The 20,350-nt window shown below is 66.0% G+C and carries 19 protein-coding genes and 1 tRNA gene; 9 read left to right on the plus strand and 11 right to left on the minus strand.

The genetic code is table 11. The features are described from left to right. The 8 genes from QP413_RS05080 to QP413_RS05115 form a co-directional block, all read right to left on the minus strand. Positions 1-279 (minus strand): cation:proton antiporter, encoded by a 279-nt coding sequence (locus tag QP413_RS05080; RefSeq protein WP_070759227.1) that lies wholly within the window; start codon positions 277-279, stop codon positions 1-3. Continuing rightward, the gene (locus tag QP413_RS05085; RefSeq protein ID WP_284780930.1) at positions 280-990 is read right to left on the minus strand and encodes a Na+/H+ antiporter subunit E; all 711 of its coding nucleotides are present in this window, start codon (positions 988-990) and stop codon (positions 280-282) included. Further along, entirely contained in the window at positions 990-2,756 is a 1,767-nt protein-coding gene (locus QP413_RS05090; RefSeq protein WP_284780932.1) for a monovalent cation/H+ antiporter subunit D family protein, read from the minus strand. The genes QP413_RS05085 and QP413_RS05090 overlap by 1 nt, the downstream gene beginning before the upstream one ends. After that, entirely contained in the window at positions 2,756-3,274 is a 519-nt protein-coding gene (locus tag QP413_RS05095) for a cation:proton antiporter subunit C (protein ID WP_284758918.1), read from the minus strand. The genes QP413_RS05090 and QP413_RS05095 overlap by 1 nt, the downstream gene beginning before the upstream one ends. Continuing rightward, positions 3,271-6,642, minus strand: a complete 3,372-nt coding sequence (locus QP413_RS05100) for a DUF4040 family protein (RefSeq protein WP_284780933.1) — start codon at positions 6,640-6,642, stop codon at positions 3,271-3,273. Before QP413_RS05100 ends, QP413_RS05095 begins: the two co-directional genes overlap by 4 nt. Positions 6,643-7,172: 530 nt before the next feature. Then, a tRNA-Pro gene (locus QP413_RS05105) sits at positions 7,173-7,249 on the minus strand. A gap of 135 nt (positions 7,250-7,384) precedes the next feature. Beyond that, the gene (locus QP413_RS05110; RefSeq protein ID WP_284780970.1) at positions 7,385-8,299 is read right to left on the minus strand and encodes a metallophosphoesterase; all 915 of its coding nucleotides are present in this window, start codon (positions 8,297-8,299) and stop codon (positions 7,385-7,387) included. Between the two features lie 294 nt (positions 8,300-8,593). After that, positions 8,594-10,774, minus strand: coding sequence for a transglycosylase domain-containing protein (locus QP413_RS05115; RefSeq protein WP_284780935.1), 2,181 nt, complete (start codon positions 10,772-10,774; stop codon positions 8,594-8,596). A gap of 522 nt (positions 10,775-11,296) precedes the next feature. Here QP413_RS05115 and QP413_RS05120 point away from each other — a divergent pair. The 4 genes from QP413_RS05120 (at position 11,297) to QP413_RS05135 (ending at position 13,409) form a co-directional block, all read left to right on the plus strand. Then, entirely contained in the window at positions 11,297-11,680 is a 384-nt protein-coding gene (locus QP413_RS05120) for a WhiB family transcriptional regulator (protein WP_015382026.1), read from the plus strand. 181 nt (positions 11,681-11,861) lie between these two features. Then, on the plus strand, positions 11,862-12,017 hold the full coding sequence (locus QP413_RS05125; RefSeq protein WP_095075344.1) for a DUF4177 domain-containing protein: 156 nt from the start codon (positions 11,862-11,864) through the stop codon (positions 12,015-12,017). Positions 12,018-12,019: 2 nt separating this feature from the next. After that, positions 12,020-12,511: a RidA family protein gene (locus QP413_RS05130; RefSeq protein WP_284758969.1), complete on the plus strand. Its 492-nt coding sequence runs from the start codon at positions 12,020-12,022 to the stop codon at positions 12,509-12,511. Positions 12,512-12,545: 34 nt separating this feature from the next. Then, positions 12,546-13,409, plus strand: a complete 864-nt coding sequence (locus QP413_RS05135) for an MBL fold metallo-hydrolase (RefSeq protein WP_284780936.1) — start codon at positions 12,546-12,548, stop codon at positions 13,407-13,409. A gap of 85 nt (positions 13,410-13,494) precedes the next feature. On the opposite strand, the gene glxR is transcribed toward QP413_RS05135, so the two are convergent. Continuing rightward, a complete protein-coding gene (gene glxR / locus QP413_RS05140; RefSeq protein ID WP_070760459.1) occupies positions 13,495-14,178 on the minus strand; it encodes a CRP-like cAMP-activated global transcriptional regulator GlxR in 684 nt (227 codons plus the stop codon). Between glxR and nth the strand changes: the two genes are divergently transcribed. From nth to QP413_RS05160, 4 genes are read left to right on the plus strand one after another with little or no spacing between them, the layout of a single operon-like run. After that, positions 14,165-15,034, plus strand: coding sequence for an endonuclease III (nth, locus tag QP413_RS05145; RefSeq protein ID WP_284780937.1), 870 nt, complete (start codon positions 14,165-14,167; stop codon positions 15,032-15,034). The genes glxR and nth overlap by 14 nt on opposite strands. 4 nt (positions 15,035-15,038) lie before the next feature. Beyond that, complete coding sequence (locus tag QP413_RS05150) at positions 15,039-15,899, plus strand: TlpA disulfide reductase family protein (RefSeq protein WP_284780938.1); 861 nt, start codon at positions 15,039-15,041, stop codon at positions 15,897-15,899. A 4-nt stretch (positions 15,900-15,903) separates the two neighbouring features. Next, positions 15,904-16,716, plus strand: a complete 813-nt coding sequence (locus QP413_RS05155; protein WP_284780940.1) for a CoA pyrophosphatase — start codon at positions 15,904-15,906, stop codon at positions 16,714-16,716. Positions 16,717-16,728: 12 nt separating this feature from the next. Beyond that, positions 16,729-17,922, plus strand: coding sequence for a MarP family serine protease (locus QP413_RS05160; RefSeq protein ID WP_284780942.1), 1,194 nt, complete (start codon positions 16,729-16,731; stop codon positions 17,920-17,922). A 42-nt stretch (positions 17,923-17,964) separates the two neighbouring features. On the opposite strand, the gene QP413_RS05165 is transcribed toward QP413_RS05160, so the two are convergent. After that, positions 17,965-18,834: an alpha/beta hydrolase gene (locus QP413_RS05165; protein ID WP_284780971.1), complete on the minus strand. Its 870-nt coding sequence runs from the start codon at positions 18,832-18,834 to the stop codon at positions 17,965-17,967. Between the two features lie 87 nt (positions 18,835-18,921). Beyond that, the gene (locus QP413_RS05170) at positions 18,922-19,440 is read right to left on the minus strand and encodes a phage holin family protein (protein WP_070760444.1); all 519 of its coding nucleotides are present in this window, start codon (positions 19,438-19,440) and stop codon (positions 18,922-18,924) included. A 111-nt stretch (positions 19,441-19,551) separates the two neighbouring features. Between QP413_RS05170 and QP413_RS05175 the strand changes: the two genes are divergently transcribed. Then, a complete protein-coding gene (locus tag QP413_RS05175; protein ID WP_187440748.1) occupies positions 19,552-20,346 on the plus strand; it encodes an oxidoreductase in 795 nt (264 codons plus the stop codon). The last annotated feature ends 4 nt before the right edge of the window (positions 20,347-20,350 follow it).

Genomic DNA, 20,350 nt, shown 5'->3' on the forward strand with positions numbered 1-20,350 from the left:
TTAGCGCCTCCCTCGGGTGATAATGCGGGCCGCGGCACCAGTCGACAGGGCGGAAAACAGCCCGGCGAACATCGCGACCTCATAGGTAATCGCCGTGTGGTTAAAGATGCTCAAGCACAGGAAGAGCGCGATCATGCAGGCGAAAAGCATGTCGGACAGCACCGCGCGGCGCCCGTCGTTCTTGGTGGTCACCGCACGGTACAGCACCGTCAGCAAGCCAAGGACGATGATCGCCGCGGCGATGCCGACCAGGATGTAGAGCAGCGTTGTGGGTTCCATCTACTTCCCCTTTTTCTTCTTCTGGTCGCGGTACTTGTTCGGGTACAGGGGGTCGCGGAAGCCGTAGTCCTCGTGCTTCGGGGCGTCCTCCTTCGCACCGTCCTCGGAGTCCTCGCTCAGGACGGCGGCGACGTAGGCCGCGGCGTGCGGGGTGGAGTCCACCTTCTCCACGTCGAAGACCGTCTCGTCGGAGGCACGGCCACCGCGGGAACCACGGAAACCGCGAGGTCCCGGACGGCCCCGCTCCACGAGGGAGTCGACGTCGAAGTTCTGCTTGATGCCCTTCACCGACGGCACCAGCGTCTCCTCCATCTCGGCGAAGCCCTCCATCAGCTCCAGCGGATCCTGGCCGTACATGGCGTGGATCGCGAGGTAACGCTGCGCGGTATCGCGGTGCTGCACCCCGTACTCGCTGGACTTAACCTCGAAGGCATCGCTGAGGGAACGCTCGCCCCGCTCCGCGTCGTAGTCAACCTCCTTCGGGCCCGTGATACCCAGGGCCAGCGTGCCCGGGGTGATGGTGATGGAGGCCGCGAGGGCGGCGATATTGCGTTCCTTGCGGACCCGCAGCGGGTAGTAGATCACCACCGGTGCGATGCGGCGGCCGGTGCCGAAGGTATCGATCATCATCACGATCGACTCCTTGATCACCTGGCCGACCAGCCAGCCCGCGTAGAACAGGCAGTGGAAGGGGACTTTCCAGGGCTTCATTAGCGTGCTCCTTCCTGGTCACCGGCGTTCCCGGTGGTGGCATTATCGGCAGCGTCCGCATCGCCGTCGGCTACCTCAGACACACCCTGCGGCTCATCTGCACCCGGCACATGCGCCAGTCCGGACGGACCCGGATCCAGCACCTGCCCGATCGGGCCAGGCCCGCCCACCAGCTCGTCGGACTGGTTGGCGTCGAAAACAGTGCTGACGTACTCGGTGGTGTCGATGAGATCCTCCGCCGCCCGGTTGGTGACAGAGAAGATCGGGCCCGCAGCGAAGAAGATCGCCACGGAGACCACGGCCAGCGCTGCCGAAGGGAGTACGTACTTCGGCTTGATGCGCAGATCCGGGTCCGCCTCGTTGCGGTTCATCGGGCGACCCCAGAAGATCTCACGCCACACGTAAATCATGCTCAGCAGCGCCCCGATGGAGGTCAGGATGACCGTGCTGATCGCCAGCCAGGCCTTCCAGCTGCCGTCCTCGGCGATGCCGAAGACCAGCGCCAGCTTGCCCCACAGGCCGGAAAACGGTGGGAAGCCCACGATCGCCAGCGCACCGGCGGCGAACACCGCCGCCACGAAGGGGTCGCGTCGCATCAGGCCGTGCAGCGGGCGCAGCCTGCCGTGGCCGTAGGTTTCCTCGATCGCGCCGCCGGCCATGATGAGGCTGGCCGCGATCACCATGTGGTGCAGCATGTAGAACAGTCCAGCGGAGAGCACCAGCGTCGGGCGGGCAGAGAGGAAGGCCAGCGGGATCAGCATGTACGGGATGCCGTTGACCATCTGGTAGGCCAGCACCCCGCGAATCGTGTTCTCCGACAGGCCCGCGAAACCACCGATCACCATGCCCAGCACCATGATGACGAGGATCGCCCACGCGTAGCGGGCATCACCCTCGAACACGGTCATGTAGATGCGCAGCAGGCCGTAGACCGCGACCTTCGTGTGCAGGCCGGAGAACAGTGCCATCACGGCCGGGGAGGTGAACGGGTACGCCCGCGGCAGCCAGGTGTGCGTCGGGGTGACACCGGCCTTAACGGACAGGGCCAGCAGCACCATGCCGAGGGCGACCACCAGCTGCCACTGCGTGCCGTAGATGCCATCGGCGAAGCCTGCCTCGCCGCGCGGGCCAGCGGCACCAGCCAGAGCAGCCAGGTTCGTCGTGCCGACCACGGCGTAGGTCATCACCACGCCGGAGACCAGCAGCAGGGAGGTCACCAGGTTCACCACGATGAACGTGCGGGCTGCGGCCAGGCGACCCCAGGTTCCGGTCATCGCTACCAGCCCGAAGGACGGCATCAGCATGACCTCGATGAACACGAAGAGGTTGAACAGGTCCGCGGTGAGGATCGCGCCCCACGCGCCGCCCAGGAGCATCAGCACAAGGGCGGGGTAGAAGCGGGCGCGCATCTCGCCCACGACGAGGGCGAACCAGTTGGCCACCAGCGCCACCAGCGCGGTGGTGAAGATCATCAGGGCGCTCAGCGTGTCCGCGGCCAGTGGGATCGCCACGCCGCCCACGAAGTTACCGACGTTATCGGCGATCACCGACTCGTCGCCGCCGAAGCGGACCAGCAGCCAGCCGGAGGTCGCTAGCCCGAAGGCTGGTACCAGCAGTGCCAGCAGGTTCCGGGCCTTCGCCCAGGGCAGGAAGGTGCACAGGCCGGCGGCGATGAGTGGCACCACGACGAACAGGGCGAGAACCGCCCCGTCGGCGAAAGCGTCCGGGGACTGTGGGTTGTTAGCCGCAAGGAGCAGGGACGTCATTATCGCTCCTCCTTGCCGTTATTAGTGCTGTTCCCGGCGCCGCTACCGGCACCGTGGGGGCCGCCCTTACCGTAGGGTGCGCCCAGCGTGTCTGCCTGTGGCGTGTGCTTCGCAGCCGCCGCCTGTTCGGCCTCCTTGGCCACCTGCTCGGTGTCCGTGTGCCGCGAGAGGGTCGACAGCCCGCGGAACGTGCGTGCGGCGCGCTCCGGATCCTCCGCAGAGGCGGTGTCGTCGTCCCGCCCCACGGCAGCCAGCGCGAGCATGACGGCCGTCGCCGCCATGGAGATCACGATGGCCGTCAGCACGAAGGCCTGGGGGAGCGGGTCGCCGGCCTCGGCGGCGCTCGTGCGGTTCATCAGCGGTTCACTGCGCCACACCGGCACGCCGGCGCCGAGGATCATGAGGTTCACGCCGTGGCTGATCAGGGACAGCCCCAGAATCTGGCGGAGCATGCCTCGCTGGAGGATGAGGTAGACACCGCCACCGACGAGGATTGCGATGATTGCTGCAAGAATCACTGGTCGTCTCCTCTCCGCTTCTTTTCCTGGGGTGCTGGGTTTACTTGGCCTCGTTTGCTGCGCAGTTCGTCGAGTTCTCGGTCGAATGCGTCATGCCCGGTGAGCCGCCGTTCTCGGCGTTTACGTGCCTTGAACTCTTCTTCGGTTTCCTCCCGGTGGGCGGGGGCTGCGTCCTTTGCCTTCACGACGCCGCCGCGTTCCGCCTCGGTAGCGTGTTCCGCGGAGTCTGCCGGGCGTGCCTCCGGGATCGGGCTCACGGAGCCGGCGGGCCGCTTTGCGGACTCACGCTCCGAACGGTGCCGGGCTTCCGCTTCGCGGGCGGCGCGGCTGACCTCGGAGGGGTTGAGCACGATATTGGACCCACCGATGCGCACCGCGACGGGGGACTGGCTGAAGGCCTCGGCCACCGTGCGCTTCGCCGACTCGCTGGCCTGCTGTGCGGAGGCCGGGTGCGTCTTGGCCGGGATGTAACGGTCCAGGTTCGCGCGCGCGTTCTGGTTACCGGGGCGGTCGCGGCCACCAAGCTGGTTGATGACCACGACGATGAGCCCAAAGACGGCGAAGTAGATGCCGCCGTCGAAGAGCAGCGAGGTCGTCAGATGCTGTCCCAGGAACGTGCCGTGCAGTGGCGCCAGGTAGGAGCCTTGCAGGAAACCCAGCAGGCCGGTGCCCAGTGCCAGCAGCATGCCGATACCGATGAGCGTGTAGCCCAGGTTGTCGGAGCCCAGCTTCCGGGCGCGGGACTGTGCGAGGTACCAGAAGAACAGGCCACAGGCCGCGACGAGGGCCGCGAGGAAGCCACCGCCCGGGGCGTTGTGGCCGCGCCAGAAGGTGATCAGCGAGAGGATGACCACGATCGGGATCAGCGGGTACAGCGCCATGCGCGGGAGGATCGAGTTCAGGTGGGTGGAGCGCAGGTTCTTGGAGTAGAACGGTGCGAGCTCCGGGACCTTGTGGACATCCGGGAAGCGGGTCTGCCCCGGTGCGCGGAATGCCTCGGAGGTCGAGCCCGGGCCGTAGCCCGGCTTCGGGGAGCGCGGCATGGAGGAGATGATCGCGGCGATGACGATGCCCGCCATGCCGAGGACGATCAGCTCGCCCAACGTATCGTAGCCACGGAATTCCACGAGGATCGCGGCGACGACGTTGTCCGCGCCGGTGGCGTCCGGGGTGTTCTCCAAGTACCACTCCGCCAGCTCCGGGCGTGGATGGCGGCTCTGCAGCAGCCAGACGCCGAAGAAGGTCACCAGACCCACGACCGTGGCGATCATGGTGGCAAAGCGGGCGCGATTCTCTCCCTCGCGCAGGTACAGGCGCGGCTGGTGGCGAACCACCAGCATCATGATGACGGTGACGCACAGCTCGACCAGCAGGTTCGTCTGGGCGACATCCGGAGCACCGAGGGTGAGCATCATGAAGGAGACACCCACACCGACCATGCCGACGAGCACGACGGAGGCCAGGCGCGAGCGGGTACCGAGCAGGGCGATGAGTGCTGCGCCGATGATGAGCAGGCCGATCAGGTCGGTGACGCGGTCCGTGCCCTCCAGGCGGGCCGGAAGATCACCGAGGCCGTGCAGGCGACCCGGCCCGATCAGGCTGAACAGACCCAGGGTGATGAACATCGCCAGGATCCAGAAGACGTGGCGGTTAGCGGCCATGGAGTTCGCCGGGGCGGCGACCACGCGGCCGAAGCGGATCATCCACTCCGTAACCAGGTGAATAATTTCCGCGCCGGTGTAGGGACCGAGCGGCTGGTGCTGGAACCAGCGGAAGATGGCCTTGCGCTGGAAGATACCGATCACACCCAGCACCATCACGAGCACGGAGATCACGAGTGGCGCGTTGATGCCGTGCCACATAGCCAGGTGGGTATGGGCCTCGCCCACGCCGGTGGCCAGGGCGATGTTATCCAGCCAGCTTTCCGGCCAGGCCAGGAAGAAGACGGCGGGCAGGGAGAGCAGGCCCGGCAGGGCGGCGGGGAGCCAGAGGCTGACCGGGGCCTCGCGGGTTTCGGACTCATCCGTCTTGCCGTCCACGAAGGCGCCGAAGACATAGCGGGCGGAGTACATAAACGTCGCCAGGGCGCCGATGCCGGCGACCGCCAGCAGCACCCAGACGCCAGCCTGGGAGAACGGTGCTTCCTGGAAGGCGGTGAGCATGCCCTCCTTGGAGACGAATCCCAGGGTCGGCGGGATCGCAGCCATGGAGCCGGCGGCGACGACCGCGGACCAGAAGGTGAAGGGCATGCGGCGCCACAGCGAGCCCAGGCGTCGGGTATCACGGGAACCCGCCTGGTGGTCGACCACGCCGACCAGCATGAACAGGGAGGACTTGAAGAGCGCGTGCGCCGCGGTGTGCACGATCGCCGCGGTGATGGCGAAGGGGGTGCCCACGCCGATGGTGGCCACGATCCAGCCCAGCTGGGAGACCGTGGAGTACGCGGTGAGCTTCTTCAGGTCCGTCTTCTGCATGGCGAACAAGGCGGCCATCAGTGCCGTGACCATGCCGATGATGATCAGCGTGTAGTGCCAGATCATTGTTCCCTGGAAGATTCCCGAGAAGCGCAGCAGCAGGTAGACACCAGCCTTGACGACCGCTGCGGCGTGCAGGAACGCGGAGACCGGGGTGTCCGCGGCCATGGCCTCGGGCAGCCAGAAGTGGAAGGGGATCTGCGCGGCCTTGGAGAAGCCCGCCATCGCGATCAGCACGGCGGTCACGCCAGTGAGCACCGCGTTATTGCCCCAGCTCGGGTTCGCGAGGATATCGGCCAACTGGGTGGAGCCGGTCACGCCGACCATGATGCCCAGCGCGGCGATGAGGAACAGGCCTCCCACGAAGGTCAGGATCAGGGTTCGGGTGGAACCGGCCTGGCCCGAGCTGCCGGAGCGGGCGATGAGGAAGAAGGACGCCAGCGAGACGAGCTCCCAGCCGATGAACAGCAGGGCGACGTCGCTAGCCAGCACCAGCAGCAGCACCGCGAGCATGAAGGCCGTCATCAACAGGTAGAAGCTGAGGATCTTCTCGCCCGGGTGCAGGTAGCGGGTGGAGTAGATGAACACCACTGCGCCGATGAGCAGCGCGAGCAGCGTGAAGAAGAGGCTGAGCGCGTCCATTGTCAGCCCGAAGGTGATATCCCCGCCAACGGGGTGCGCGGAGGTGGCGGGTAGCGCACCTTCAATCCAGGTTGCTGACCAGCGGTGTGCACCGCCCTCCATCGGGACGCGCGCGTGCTTGAGGACGTACCCCGCCAGCGCGACGAAGGTGATTGCTAGTGGCCAGCCCGCGTTTCGGTCGAGAACTTTGACCAGCAGTGGAACTAAAACGAGGGCCACCGCAACGGTGGCTGGGATCGCAAGCAGAGCCACGTGCTAAAAACACCCCAACTAAGGACTCGGTGTGCGGCCCCGGGGGACCCGCAGCCAGCGGCTGCTGGTCGCGGACCCTGGAGGCGCGGCGTGCAAAGGTCTAACGCACAGACCTGCGTTGTCCGGTGGCGGTTGTGGCGCGCGGGCGCCGGGTGCTTTCCGCGGTGCGGCTCGTGGTGACGGCGCTCTGTGCGGATAAACCCGGGGGCTCGAGCGTCACAATGTGATGCGGATAGCAGTTATGCGACTTTCTCAGTCTATCAGTCAGGTTGTGAGATCCAACACGAGGCCCCTTTTGGCACTTTTGTCACACTCGCCACATGGGCAACAGGGTGATGTTGGGGCGGACGAATTCAGTCGGCGTTGCGGTGGCCTGTGTCACCCTCTTCTCCGTGGGGTTAGAGCCAAGCCAGATTCGTGGTTGATCCAGTTTCGTGACAATCGCTGTCTGGCATAGTTTGCTGAGCAATAGGTGCTTGAGCAGCAGATACGAAGGAAGCCCCGGCCGAAAGGCCAGGGCTTCAATCACGTGGTCGGGATAACAGGATTTGAACCTGCGACCCCCTCGTCCCGAACGAGGTGCGCTACCAAACTGCGCCATATCCCGGTCATAGGCTGCGAGAGTGTTCCTGCCGGTTGATCCGGTCGGAAGATCTCCGCAACGGTTCCTTACTATAACGCGTGATCCCCGGAAGAGAAAAACTGGGGTGGGGTTAAGGGCTAAGAACGCAGGTCGTGCCCACTAGCCCTCCCGCTCCACCACGTGGATCAGCGTCGCGGATGGGCGGCAGAAAATCCGGAAGGGCACGTACTTCGAGTTCCCCAGGCCGTTCGTCACGTGTAGCCACGTCCGCTCCGTCCACCGGGACAGCCCCTGCGCGCGGGACCGGTCGATGCCGCAATTCGTCACGATCGCCCGGCTCCCCGGCAGGCACAACTGCCCGCCGTGAGTATGCCCGGAAAGCACCAGCTGATAACCATCGGCCGCGAACTGATCCAGCACCGCCGGCTCAGGGGAGTGTGACAGGCCGATGCTCAAGTCCGCATCCGCATTCGGCGCGCCCGCCACCTGCGAGTAATCCGCCAGGTCGTGGTGTGGGTCATCCACGCCCGTGACTGCGAGCCGGATCATCTTCGGCTCCCCACTTCCTACCGGCGCATCGGTCCCCAGCGGGAACTCCAGGCGGGCGTGGGTGGCGTCCTGCCAACCGTGCTCGAGGAACGCCGCGCGCATACCGCGCCATGGTAACTGCACGCGCGATGGCTTGCGCTTCTTGCCCAGCAGGTAGATGAACGGGTTGACCGGCTTCGGTGCGAAGTAGTCATTGCTGCCGAATACGAACACGCCCGGGCGCTCGAACAGCGGACCCAGCGCGCTCAGTACACCCGGCACGGCCTCGTCCTCGCCGAGGTTATCGCCCGTATTCACTACCAGGTCCGGGTCAAGCTCGATGAGACCTGCGACCCACGACTGCTTTAGCCGTTGATCCGCAAGCATGTGCAGGTCAGACACGTGCAGGATGCGCAGTGAATCCCAGTGCGAGGGCAGCGTGCCCGGCTCCAGCAGTGGGACGGTGACTTCCTTCAGCTCGAACTGCCGAATCTCACGGTTCGCCGCGAGCAGCACGCCGGCCCCCGCCGCGGCGAGCCCCGCCACCCCAGCGCCGATTGCCCCGACCAGGCGGGGTGCGGTGCGGTTGCCGTTCCCTGCCTTTTTCTTCAGGACGTCAACCCCCAGCGGAGCGTTCGGCTTCCCCGCTACCCACGGCAGTCGGGGCAGGCGGGCACGGAACTTCGAGGTCTTGCGCTTCAACACGGGTTTAAGTCTATCCACCGTGCATCGGGCGTGACCCGCCCGCCCGCTCTAGCCGACCGTCTCCCGTCATCGCTCGGTTCCCGGGTGAGCGTCAGACCCCGGGGCCAGCCCCGGACTAGCCTGGTTTAGCCTCGGCTAGCGCCGGGCGGCTGCCGCCCCACCGTCGGCGAGCTCGCCGGTGCCCTTCTTTTGCTTCTGCCGCACGGGCGGCAGCTTCTTGCCACCGTAGGAGTTCGCAATGGGGCCGGCGGCGGTGAAGAAGCTTCGGGCGGGCTCGTTGCCGCCGTAGAGGTTGCCGGAGCCACACTGGCGAACCGGCGAGGTGCACAGGCTCGAGGCGGTGCCGGAGTCGTTGAAGATATAGCTGCTGCCGGCGACGTTCTGGGTGAATCCCAAGAAGGCTGCGGAGTTGCTGGTCTCGGTGGTGCCGGTCTTCGCGGAGATCGGACCGCTCCAGCCGGTGGCGCGGGCGGCATCCGCGGCGGTGCCATTCGATACGTCGCCCGCCATGCCATTGGCCAGCGCATTGGCGACGGCCGGGTTGAGTACCTTCTCGCAATCCTTGCGGGGGATGTCCACCTTCTTCCCCGAGGCATCCGTCACCGAGGAGATGGGGGAGGGCTCGCACCAGCGGCCCTGGTCCGCGAGCGTGGCGCCGACATTCGTCAGCTCCAGTGGGTCCACCGGGGTGGGGCCGAGCACGAAGGAGCCGGTCTGCTCCTCCTTAATACGCTGCGCGATGGACTTATCCCCGGAGGTGCCCTCCTTCGCGTAGCTGCGCAGACCCAGTTTCACGGCCAAGTCGACCGTGCGCTCCAGGCCCACATCCTGCAGCATCGAGATGAAGGGCGTGTTCGGGGAGGTTGCCAGCGCCTCCTTCAACGTCATCGAAGGCTTATAGGGGCCCACATTTTCGACGCAGTACTTGCCCGGCGGGCAGCCGGAGGCACCACCGTTGCCGAGGCCATCGACCTCCACCCGCGGTGGGACGTCCAGCTTGGTCTCCAGCCCCATGCCCTTCTCGATGGCGGCAGCGGCGGCGAAGATCTTGAATACGGAGCCCGCGCCGTGCCCCTGCAGGGAGTGCGGCAGCGGCAGGACAGTCTCGTGCTTCTCCTGGTCCAGCCCGTATTTCCGGGAGGACGCCATGGCGATGACCTCGTGGGAGTCCTCAGTCGGTGCGATGAAGCTCAAGGCTTCAGACACCCCGGGCTGGCCGGGGGCCACATTGCTCTGGGCGGATTGCACGGCGTGCTGCTGTGCGGCCGGATCCAGGGTGGTGGTGATGGTGTAGCCGCCGCGGGCAATCTTTTCGTGGTCGAAGCCCTTCTCTGCAAGCCACTTCAGGGCGTAGTCGCAGAAGAAACCATCATTCCCGGCCGCGAGGCAGCCATTGGGTTCACCAGCTGGCTTCTCCGCGATTCCCAGCGGCTCGGCGGCCGCGCTATCGGCCTGTGCTTGGGTGAGGGAACCGTTATCGGCGCGCGCCTGGAGCACCTGGTTGCGGCGGGTTAGCGCGGCGTCCGGGTTATCCCACGGGTCCAACGCGGAGGTGGACTGGACGACCCCAGCCAGGAGCGCGGCCTCGGCGTCCGTCAGCTTCTCGGCGGAGTGGTCGAAGTAGGTGCGTGCGGCGGCCTCGACTCCGTAGGCGCCGCGGCCGAAGGAGATGAGGTTGAGGTAGCGGGTGAGGATCTCGTCCTTGGAGAAGCGCTCATCGAGATCGCCCGCGAGCTTCATTTCCCGCAGCTTGCGGGCCAGGCTGGTCTCGGTGGCGGCGGCGCGCTCGTTGTCGTTCTTGGCGCTGATCAACCACAGGTAGTTCTTGATGTACTGCTGATTGAGGGTGGAAGCTCCTTCAGCCACCCCGCCGCTGGAGAGGTTGGCGGCTAGCGCGCGGGCCGAGCCACGCAGGTCCACCCCGTTGTGTTCATAGAAGCGCCGGTCCTCGATGGCGACGATGGATTCCTTCATCGCGGTGGAGATCTTGTCCGCCGGGACGTCGAAGCGCCGTTGGTCGTAGATCCAGGCGATGGTGTTGCCCTCGCGGTCCAGGACGGTGCTGGCCTGCGGGAGGGACTTGTTGGTCTCGATATCCGCGAAGTTGGCGTTCATCGTGTTCGCGGAGGAGTTCACTACCGCTCCGCCGAGGCCGACGAAGGGGAGCATTCCCAGGGCAAGGAGCATGGCGATACCCAGTGTCGCGCCGATCAGCTGAAGGGCCGGCCTGGGCCGGGCGCGGTCGGGGGCTGCCGTGTTTTGCTCGTTGTTCTTCTCCACGCGACACACATTAGTCGACGTACCGGACACCCTCATTGCGCCTAAAGCGACCGTGGCTGAGCTGTGGGATGGCAAGGTGCGGCTGGGGTTCGTGTGGCGGGGGGAGCTTACTACCCCCGCTAGGACTAGTTTTGAGCAAACAAATATTCGCCGATATTTGCCAGGTTTTCGGGGGACATTTATCACGTGCGGGCAAGCCCGGCAGAAAATGTGGGACGCATCACATTTTAAAGGTATTTAAAGAAAACTCTGTCCTGACGTGCATAAACCGGCTGCGACCTAATTTCATGTCATGTGCAGAGTGTGCTTCCACGTCCTGGCGAGGCTGTTTGCGTGAGTTGTGCTAACGGTGCGCGGCCTATGAAAAGTTTTTCCTCACTTAAGCACCCCCGGCGTTGTGACGCATTAGACATCCAAAATGTGACCCCCGTAACATTCTGGGCAATGCTTCAGCAGGCTATGCAACACATCCTGTTGATCGCTGAGGAAAGAGCAAGCACATCAGTTCCCCAAAGAACATCGCAACGAAGAACGTTAGATCCAGCTTGGAGGCGAAGAATGGCTGAATCCCGCTCCCAATCCCGACCAGCAGCAAAGCCCGTGCGTCAGACCGTGAAGCAGCTGACGTCCCGCGAGTCTTTCAAGAACCGCGGTGAATGGATTACCCACGCTCACTGCCGCAGCGTGGACCCAGAAGAGCTCTTTGTGAAGGGTGCCGCGCAGCGCAAGGCTGTCGCTATCTGCCGTCACTGCCCCGTCGTTCTGCAGTGCCGTGCCGATGCCCTCGATAACAAGGTGGAGTTCGGTGTCTGGGGTGGCATGACGGAGCGTCAGCGTCGCGCCCTGCTGCGTCGCCGCCCGGATGTCACCGACTGGGCCGACTTCTTCGCTGGCCAGCTCGAGGCTGCTGCCGCGCAGCGTGAGGCCGAGGGGCAGGCCTAAGCCCCTCTCATAGGGCCACACCCGGCCCGTCCATAATTTCGCAGTAGCTGGACGCTAACCGATGTGCCTGCAGCTCCCCCGGCGGGAGAGGTTTTCAAACCTCCCCGGCCGGGGATTTTTCTGTCTATAACCCCCAGCTCATCTACTCCATAACTCGCGCGCGATCGCTATGCTCGAGGGCATGAAGAAATGGGAATATGTCACCGTGCCACTGCTCACCCACGCGACCAAGCAGATCCTCGATAACTGGGGCCAGGATGGTTGGGAGCTCGTCTCCGTCCTGCCAGGTCCGACCGGCGAGCAGCACGTCGCCTACATGAAGCGGGAGCTGGACTAAAAATGGCCGAGAAGTCTCAGGTTCCAGCCCGGCTCGACGAGCTCGGCATCGAGCTGCCGCCCGTCGCGGCCGCCGTCGCGTCTTATGTCCCCGCCGTTCGTTGCGGCGACGTCGTTTACACCTCCGGCCAGCTGCCTTTCGTCAACGGTGAGTTGCCGAAGCTCGGCCTCGTCGGTGAGATCGGCACCCACAAGGGAGCCCAGGTCAGCCCGGAAGAGGCCTACGAGCTGGCTCGTATCGCCGTGCTCAACGCCGTGGCGGCCGCCGCCGCAGAGGTCGGCCTGGAGAACATCGAACGCATCGTGAAGGTCACGGGCTACGTCGCCTCCGCCACCGGCTTCGGCGGCCAGCCTGGCGTCGTTAACGGAGCGAGCGACATCCTCGGTGAGATTTTCGGCGACGCTGGCCAGCACGCCCGCGCCGCCGTCGGTGTCGCAGAGCTGCCACTGGGCTCCCCAGTGGAGGTCGACATTATCGTTCAGGTACGTCAATAGGCCTTTAGCCGCGAGTTTTCGTAGAATTAGAGTTATGCAACATCCCGCGTACAGTCAGCTTCGCCCGGTCACCGAGAATGTCGGTGTGGTGTTGGCGCCAAACCCCAGCTATGCAGCGCTCGAAGGCACGAACTCTTGGGTAGTTCGCGGTCCGGGCGACCTGGTCTCGGTCGTCATCGATCCGGGCCCGCAGGACGAGGGACACCTCAACGTCCTGCACAGCAAGGCCGTGGGGGAGAGCATCGGCGCCGGCACCAGCGACGAGGACGGCCCGCAGGCCACCATCGGCCTCGTGCTCCTCACGCACCGTCATAACGACCACTCCAACGGTGCCCAGCGCTTCCGTCAGCTCTCCGGCGCCCCGGTGCGCGCCTTCGACGAGCACAACTGCATCGCCGCTGAGCCGCTGAAGGATGGCGAGATCATCCGCATCGAGGGGCTCACCCCGACGATCGAGGTCATGCACACCCCGGGGCACACCTCCGACTCCGTGTGCTTCCTCATCCACTCCAAGGGTGGATCCGATGATTCGGACGTGGAGGCGATTATCACCGGCGATACGATCGCCGGCCGCCACACCACCATGATTTCCGAGACCGACGGCGACCTCGGCCTCTACATCGAGTCCCTCAAGGAGCTGAAGCGCCGCGGCGCTGGCGTGCCGCTGCTGCCGGGCCACGGTCCGGACCGCGAGGACACCAGCGAGCTCGCCGAGCGCTACATCGAGCGCCGTGAGCACCGCCTGGAGCAGGTCCGCGAGGCGCTGGCCAAGCTCGGCGAGGACGCCGATGTCATGGATATTGTCGACGAGATCTACACGGATGTGGATCCGGTGCTGCGCGATGCCGCCGCACAGTCCACCCGCGTGACGATCGACTACCTGAAGAAACAGCAGTAAAAGCGACAATGCCTAGCGAGTGGAAAACTCGCTAGGCATTCATGCGGGGTGACCAGCCGAGAGGCTGGTCTTTTTTATATTCCGGTTAGCGCGCGCGACGTGCGAGGCGCTCGGTGTCCGCGATGAGCACCGACTTGCCCTCCAGGCGGATCCAGCCACGCTGCGCGAACTCCGCCAGCGCCTTGTTCACAGTCTCGCGAGAAGCGCCCACCAGCTGGGCGATCTCTTCCTGGGTCAGGTCGTGGTGCACGCGCAGCATGCCGTTTTCTTGGATGCCGAAGCGGTTGGCCAGCTGCAGCAGCGACTTGGCCACGCGACCCGGAACGTCCGTGAAGATCATGTCGGCCAGGCTGTTATTCGTCCGGCGCAGGCGGCGAGCCAGCACGCGCAGCAGCTGCTCCGTGATGCCTGGGTGCTCGGCGATCCAATCGTGCAGCATCTGGGAGGTCATCACGCCAGCGGAGACCTTGGTGACGCACACTGCCGAGGAGGTGCGCGGGCCCGGGTCGAAGATCGAGAGTTCACCGAACATGTCCGAAGGCCCCATGACGGTCAGCAGGTTCTCACGGCCGTCCGCGGAGTGGCGCGCCAGCTTCACCTTGCCGGAGGTGATGATGTACAGGGTGTCGCCCTGCTCGCCCTCCTCGAAGATCGTGGTTCCGCGCGGGAAGTCGACGGTCTCCAGCTGCTCAACCAGAGCCTGCACGGCTTCGGGGTCTACCCCTTGAAAGATTCCAGCGCGGGACAGAATCTCGGTGTTCTCTGCCATCTGTTCCTTACACTCCCACTTGACGACGTTTAACCGGACTCACACTACAGTAGTAGCCATGCCGAAAACCTCAGCGCCTCGCTTGCCAAAACCTGGCAGCCATCGCGCCGCAGATCCTTCGCATGTGGAAACCCCGCTTGCGCTCAAGCGCCGAGCGAGGAAACTCAACCGCACCCTTGCGGTCGGCTATCCCGATGCTCATGCGGAACTCGACTTTTCGACGCCACTGGAGCTTCTCGTAGCAACAGTCCTATCTGCACAGTGTACCGATGTGCGGGTCAACAGTGTGACGCCGATCCTATTTTCGCTATATCCCACCGCGGCTGACTACGCCGCCGCGGATCCCGAGGAGCTCGCCGAGGTCATCCGACCGACCGGTTTTTACCAGGCCAAGACCCGTTCCCTCATCGGTCTCGGCACCGCCATCGCTGAGAAGCACGGCGGTGAGGTTCCCCGCACCCTCGAGGAGCTCGTCGCCCTGCCGGGGGTGGGGCGCAAGACCGCGAACGTTGTGCTCGGCAATGCTTTCGGCGTGCCAGGCATCACCGTGGACACCCATTTGGGCCGCCTCGTGCGCCGCTGGAAGCTCACTGAGCAGGAGGACCCGGTCAAAGTCGAGCTGGAACTCATGGAGCTGATCGAGCCCAAGGAGTGGACCATGTTCAGCCACCGGGTCATCTTCCACGGGCGCCGCGTCTGCCACTCCCGCAAACCGGCCTGTGGCGCCTGCTTCCTGGCCTGGCAGTGCCCCAGCTTCGGGGTGGCGGGCACGCCCGACCCGGAGGAAGCGATGGCCCGCATCACCTCGCCAGACCGCGAACACCTGCTCGCCCTGGCCGGATTCGGAGAGGATTAACGCCATGGCCACCACCCCTTCCGGCTCCCATCCCAACGCCGCTGCCTCCGGTCACGGCACTTCCGACGAGGCCACCGTTACCAGCGAGGACGCCGACGTCGCCCGCGGTTCCGAGGACGGTGCAGGCGCGTCGCGCCCGCGTGTCCTCCTGCTTGTTCTCGCCATCGTTATCGGCCTGCTTGTCGCGGCCATCCCGCTGGTCGCGGGCGTGATGAGCGGCGGTGATGATCAGCCCGGCGCTCAATCCCAGCAACCGCAGCAGGCCGAACCGGGCATGGTGGGTGGCGCCGGCTCGGCCTCCGGCGGCCCTGGTGGCCCCGGCGGTGACCGCGGCGCGGACGGCGACGCGGACCCAGGCCCCGAGCAGCCCGTCAGCATCACAAACCCCCGCAGCTGCCCCGCCCCGGAAGGCGCCACCCAGCCCTCCCCGGACTCGGAGCTCGCCGGCATCGAGCTGCCCTGCCTCACCAGCGGCAAAAACGAGACCGCCGACCTCGGCGCGGCCCTGGTCGGCAAGCCCACGATCATCAACGTCTGGGCCTGGTGGTGCGAGCCCTGCCGCCGCGAGCTCCCCCACTTCGACAAGCTCGCCAAGCAGCACCCGGAGTGGAACGTCGCGGGCATCCACCTGGACAAGAAGTCCCAGGCCGGGGCGGACTTCCTGGACGAGCTGAACGTCACGACCATGCCCGTCTACGCCGACCGTGCCCACCGCTTCGACACCGCAACCAGCCTGCCGAAGGTCGTCCCCATCACGGTGGTTTACCGGGCCGACGGCACCCGCGCGCAGATGTACCCCCAAGTGTTCCGCGACTACGAGGAACTCGAAGCCGCTGTGCACGCCGCCCTGAGCGGGCAGAATTAACACCATGCCCTATCCCTTCGAAGACTGGCGCGCCGCCATCACCACCCAACCGCCACTTGCCGCTGACCTGCCCGAATGGCTCACCAGGCTGGCCACCGCCGCGCGCAGCGGCAGCGTGCACGCAGCACTCAACGACCCCGCGCGCCACGTCCCGGAGACCAACGAGGACGGCGTACCGCCGCGCTACTCCGCCGTGCTGATCCTGCTCGGCGGGGACCCCGACTACCGATCCACCGCGATCCACCCCTTCCCGGAGGACGCCACCGTCGTCCTGACCCACCGCGGGGTGGACATGCGCAACCACTCCGGGCAGATGGCCTTCCCCGGCGGCGGGTGGGAATCCCAGGACGCCACCCCGATCGACACCGCCGTCCGGGAGGCCGTCGAGGAGACCGGCCTCAACCCCGAGGGCGTGGAGCCCGTGGCCGTGATGGACCCGGTGTACATCGACCGCACGAACTTCGCGGTCGTGCCGGTGATCGCCTACTGGCGCGAGTTCTCGCCCGTCCACCCCGCCACGGTGGAAAACGACTGGGTCCAGCCCGTGGCCATCCGCGAGCTCGTCCACCCAGATTACCGCTTCAAGCTGGGCTTTGCCGGCTGGTCCGGCCCCGCCTTCGACGTCTCCGGCATGGTGCTGTGGGGCTTCACCGCCGGGGTGCTCGACGCCCTGCTGCGCCTCGCGGGCTGGCACGAGGACTGGGACGAGGAGACCCAATTCGATCTTTTCCGTACCCTGGAACAATCCCGTAACGGCGAAGCCTGCGACCTGCGCGCCCACTTCGAAGCCGAGCGTAAGAAGGACACAGGAGAGTAGAAACCCACACCCATGATCGTTGATATCGTGCTCGTGCTCTGCGCCCTCGCTGCCTTCTTCTCTGGGCTGCGGCAAGGCGGGGTGGCCGCGCTGCTGAGCCTGGCCGGTGTGCTGATCGGCGGCTACCTGGGGCTGCAGGCCGTGGGGCCGGTCGTCCGCCTCGTGCAGGACGAGGGCACGGAAGGCTCCCGCCTGGTCATCGCGCTGCTCACTCTCGCGGGCTGCGTGGTGATCGGCTACCTCCTGGGGTCCGGCATCGGGCAGCGATTCCGCGATAATATCCGCACGCGTCGGCTCTACCAGGCGGATTCCGCCGTGGGTTCCCTGGTCGCCGTCGTCACAGCCATGGTGGTGATGTGGATGATCGCGGTGCCCGTGGTCAGCAGCCAGGACTCCCGCATTTCCCGTGAGGCGCAGGACTCCCGCATCATTGCCACCATCGGCGAGGTGGCTCCCAACTGGATGCGCACCCTGCCCGCACGCATCAACGCCCTGATCAACCGCAGCGAGATCCCCGCGGTCACCGACCCCTTCGCCTCCGTCACGAAGCGCGAGGTCCAGCCGCCGGACCCCGCACTGCAGGACCTTCCGGACGTCGCCGCCATCGGGCCGTCCGTCGTCAAGGTCGAGGGTGTTGCGGAACAGTGCAGCCGGATGCAGCAGGGCACCGGATTCGTCATCGAACCGGGTGTGGTGATGACGAACGCGCACGTCGTCGCGGGGACGAATAAGGTCACCCTGTCCACGGTCAACGGGCCGGTGGACACGGACGTGGTCTTCTACGACCCGGAGCACGATATCGCGCTGCTGCGGGCGACCGGGGAGCTGCCGCTGCAGCCGTTGCGCTGGGCCGATAGGCCCGCCGTCTCCGGTGACGACGCCATCGCGCTGGGCTACCCGCTGGGTGGGCCGTTCAAGGCGGCTCCGGTGCGGGTGCGTGAGCAGATGCGGATCGCGGGACCGAATATCTACGCTGACCAGCGGGTCGAGCGCGAGGCGTATTCGCTGCGCGGCAAGATCGTGCAGGGCAACTCCGGTGGGCCGCTGGTCGCCCCGAATGGGGAGGTGCTGGGGCTGATCTTCGGTGCGGACTCGAATGAGGCGGACACCGGCTATGCGCTGACGAAGAAGGAAGTGCTGGAGCGCGTGGGTGATTCCGCCCGGTGGAGCTCGCCGGTGGATACGCGCAGCTGTGTGGCTGACTAGGGCGCAGTTGCTTAAGTGTTGTTGAGCCGCTGAGGCGCGCGGTTAGTCGGTGGTGAGCAGCTCGGCGCGGAGCAGTTCTGCGACTGTGATGGGGTCCTCGATGTGCGGGTAGTGGCCGACGCCGTAGATCAGCTCAGCCCGGGAGCCCGCCGCGCCGCGCTCCAGTGAGCGGGCTGCGAGCTCGGGGGAGTAGTTCGGGTCCATCGACCCGTCGATCGCCAACACCTGGGCCTCGATGCGGCGCGGGATCGTGCGGTCGAAGATCCGACCCTCGGGGCGGAACCGGGAGCGGAACGCCCAGCGGCGGTATTCGCTGGCCAGGTGTGCGACCTTATCCACCTGCATCGCTTCGCGGCGCTTGATGGCGAACTCGCGGTAGATGGGGGTGTCGCGGAAGCCCGGTGCCACGCCGGTGCGGAAGATCTTCTCGGCCGTGGCGGCGCCGTCCTTGGTCAAGGCGCGTTCCGGGAGGCGGGGGAGCTGCGCAAACAGGGTGCCCCGCGTGTGCCGCCAGCGCTGTAGCGGGCGAGAGAATAGGAACTTCGCTTGCTCGGTGGGGTGGGCAGAAGAGAGCGTAACCAGCCGGTCGATGCGCTCTGGCTCGTGGGCGGCCATCGTCCAGGCGACGAGCCCGCCGTAGCCGTGGCCCACGACGTGCGCGCTGCTGTAGCCCAGGCGGCGGATCACGCCGGCCATGTCGGAGGCGGCGGTCGTCAGGTCATAGCCGCGGGGCGTCTTATCCGAGCGGCCGTAACCCCGAAGATCCACGGCCGCCAGGCGCAGCGGGGCGCCCTCCAGCTGGGCGAAGAGTGGTTCGAAGTCGAAGTAGCCGCCACCGAAGCCGTGGATGAACAGCACCAGCGGGTTCCGCTCGGTTGAGCCCTCGGGCTTGACCGGGCCCTGCAGCAGCACATGCAAACGCACACCCCGCGAATGCACGAACGTGTGCTGCGGGGTGTGCGGGGAGGGGGTGCTCACGGGAGGCTACGCGTGTGGGGCCTAGGTGAACAGGCCCGGCTCCTTGGTGGCCACGGAGTTGCCCTCGGTGTAGCGCTCCTTATCCGGGGTCAGCTGCTTGAGCTCGCCCAGGGAGTCGATGGTCTTCTCCGGCTTCTTCGCGCCCTTGAGCTGCTTCACGCCGACCAGCGCCAGGATCGCGGTGAGCACAGCCATGATCAGGAAGACCACGAGGAAGGCCAGGGAGCGCGGCATGAAGTGATCCAACAGCCACGCCAGGGCGAGGAAGAGGAAGAAGGAGGAGTAGGCGATGATCACGCCGGCCGCGGCGAACAGGCCCACGCCCAGGCCGACCTTCTTGCCGGACTGTGCGATCTCGGTCTTTGCGAGCTCCACCTCGGAGCGGATGAGGGAGGAGGCTTGTGCGGTGGCGTCCTTCACCAGGTCGCCGATGCTGCCCTGCCCCTTCGGGCGGGTGTCCACGTCGGACAGCGGGATAGCGTTGACATGAGGGTTAAAGCTATCGCTATCGGTGAATAGGCCTTCGCTCTTATTGCTCATGATCGATACTCCTGACAATTAACGGTCAATATTCTGCGCAGAAATTACTGCACACCATTTTGCCAGACCATTGGTCAGCGTGGGGCGGTGGGGTGAATTATTGTGGTTGCCATGTCTGCTGAAGGTCGTTTCACTACCGATCCCCTCGCCCCACTCGCCGAGCTGCCCGGGGTGCCCGAGGCCGTCGAGCGGGCCTCCGACTTCATCGCCCGCGCGCACCGCCACCCCGCCAACCTGCGCGGCTGGGACGTCACCGGCTCCGAGTCCGTGCTGCGCGGGGCGCGTGCTTCCGCCCAGCTGGACGGCGGCACCCCGCGGCTGCCCGAGGACGGCCAGGTGGAGGACCCGATCTTGGCTGGCTCCCTGCGCGCCGCGGAGCTGCTCGCCCCGGACGGCATCGCGGAGACCCGCACCACCTGGCAGCGCGCCCCGCTGCAGGTGATCGCGAAGATCAACGCGGTGGCTTCCCCACAGATGTCGGATGAGAACTTCCGCGCGAAGGCCGCCCACAATGCGGAGTTCCTCGTGCCGGGACGTCCGAAGCGCGCCACCGATGGCCGCCTGCAGCTGCTCGGTTCCCTCATCGCCGGGGGTACGAAGGTTAATTCTGTGGTGCTCTCCGCCATCATCCACGGCGAGCTGCTCACCCTGGAGCCCTTCGCCGACGCCAACGGGGTCACCGCCCGCGCCTGCTCCCGGCTGGCGACCATCACCGGCGGCCTGGACCCGCGGGGGCTGGGCGTGCCGGAGGTGTGGTGGAACCGCCACCGCGATGAGTACCGCGCGAAGGCTGCGGCGTTCGCGAAGGGTGGTTCGGAGGCGATGGCCGAATGGATCATCTTCCACGCCGAGGGGCTGGCCGAGGGCTCGCTGGAGGCGAAGTCCATCGCCGACGCGAAGCAGTAGAAGC

The sequence above is a fragment of the Corynebacterium sp. UMB4614 genome (assembly GCF_030217065.1).
Lineage (GTDB): Bacteria > Actinomycetota > Actinomycetes > Mycobacteriales > Mycobacteriaceae > Corynebacterium.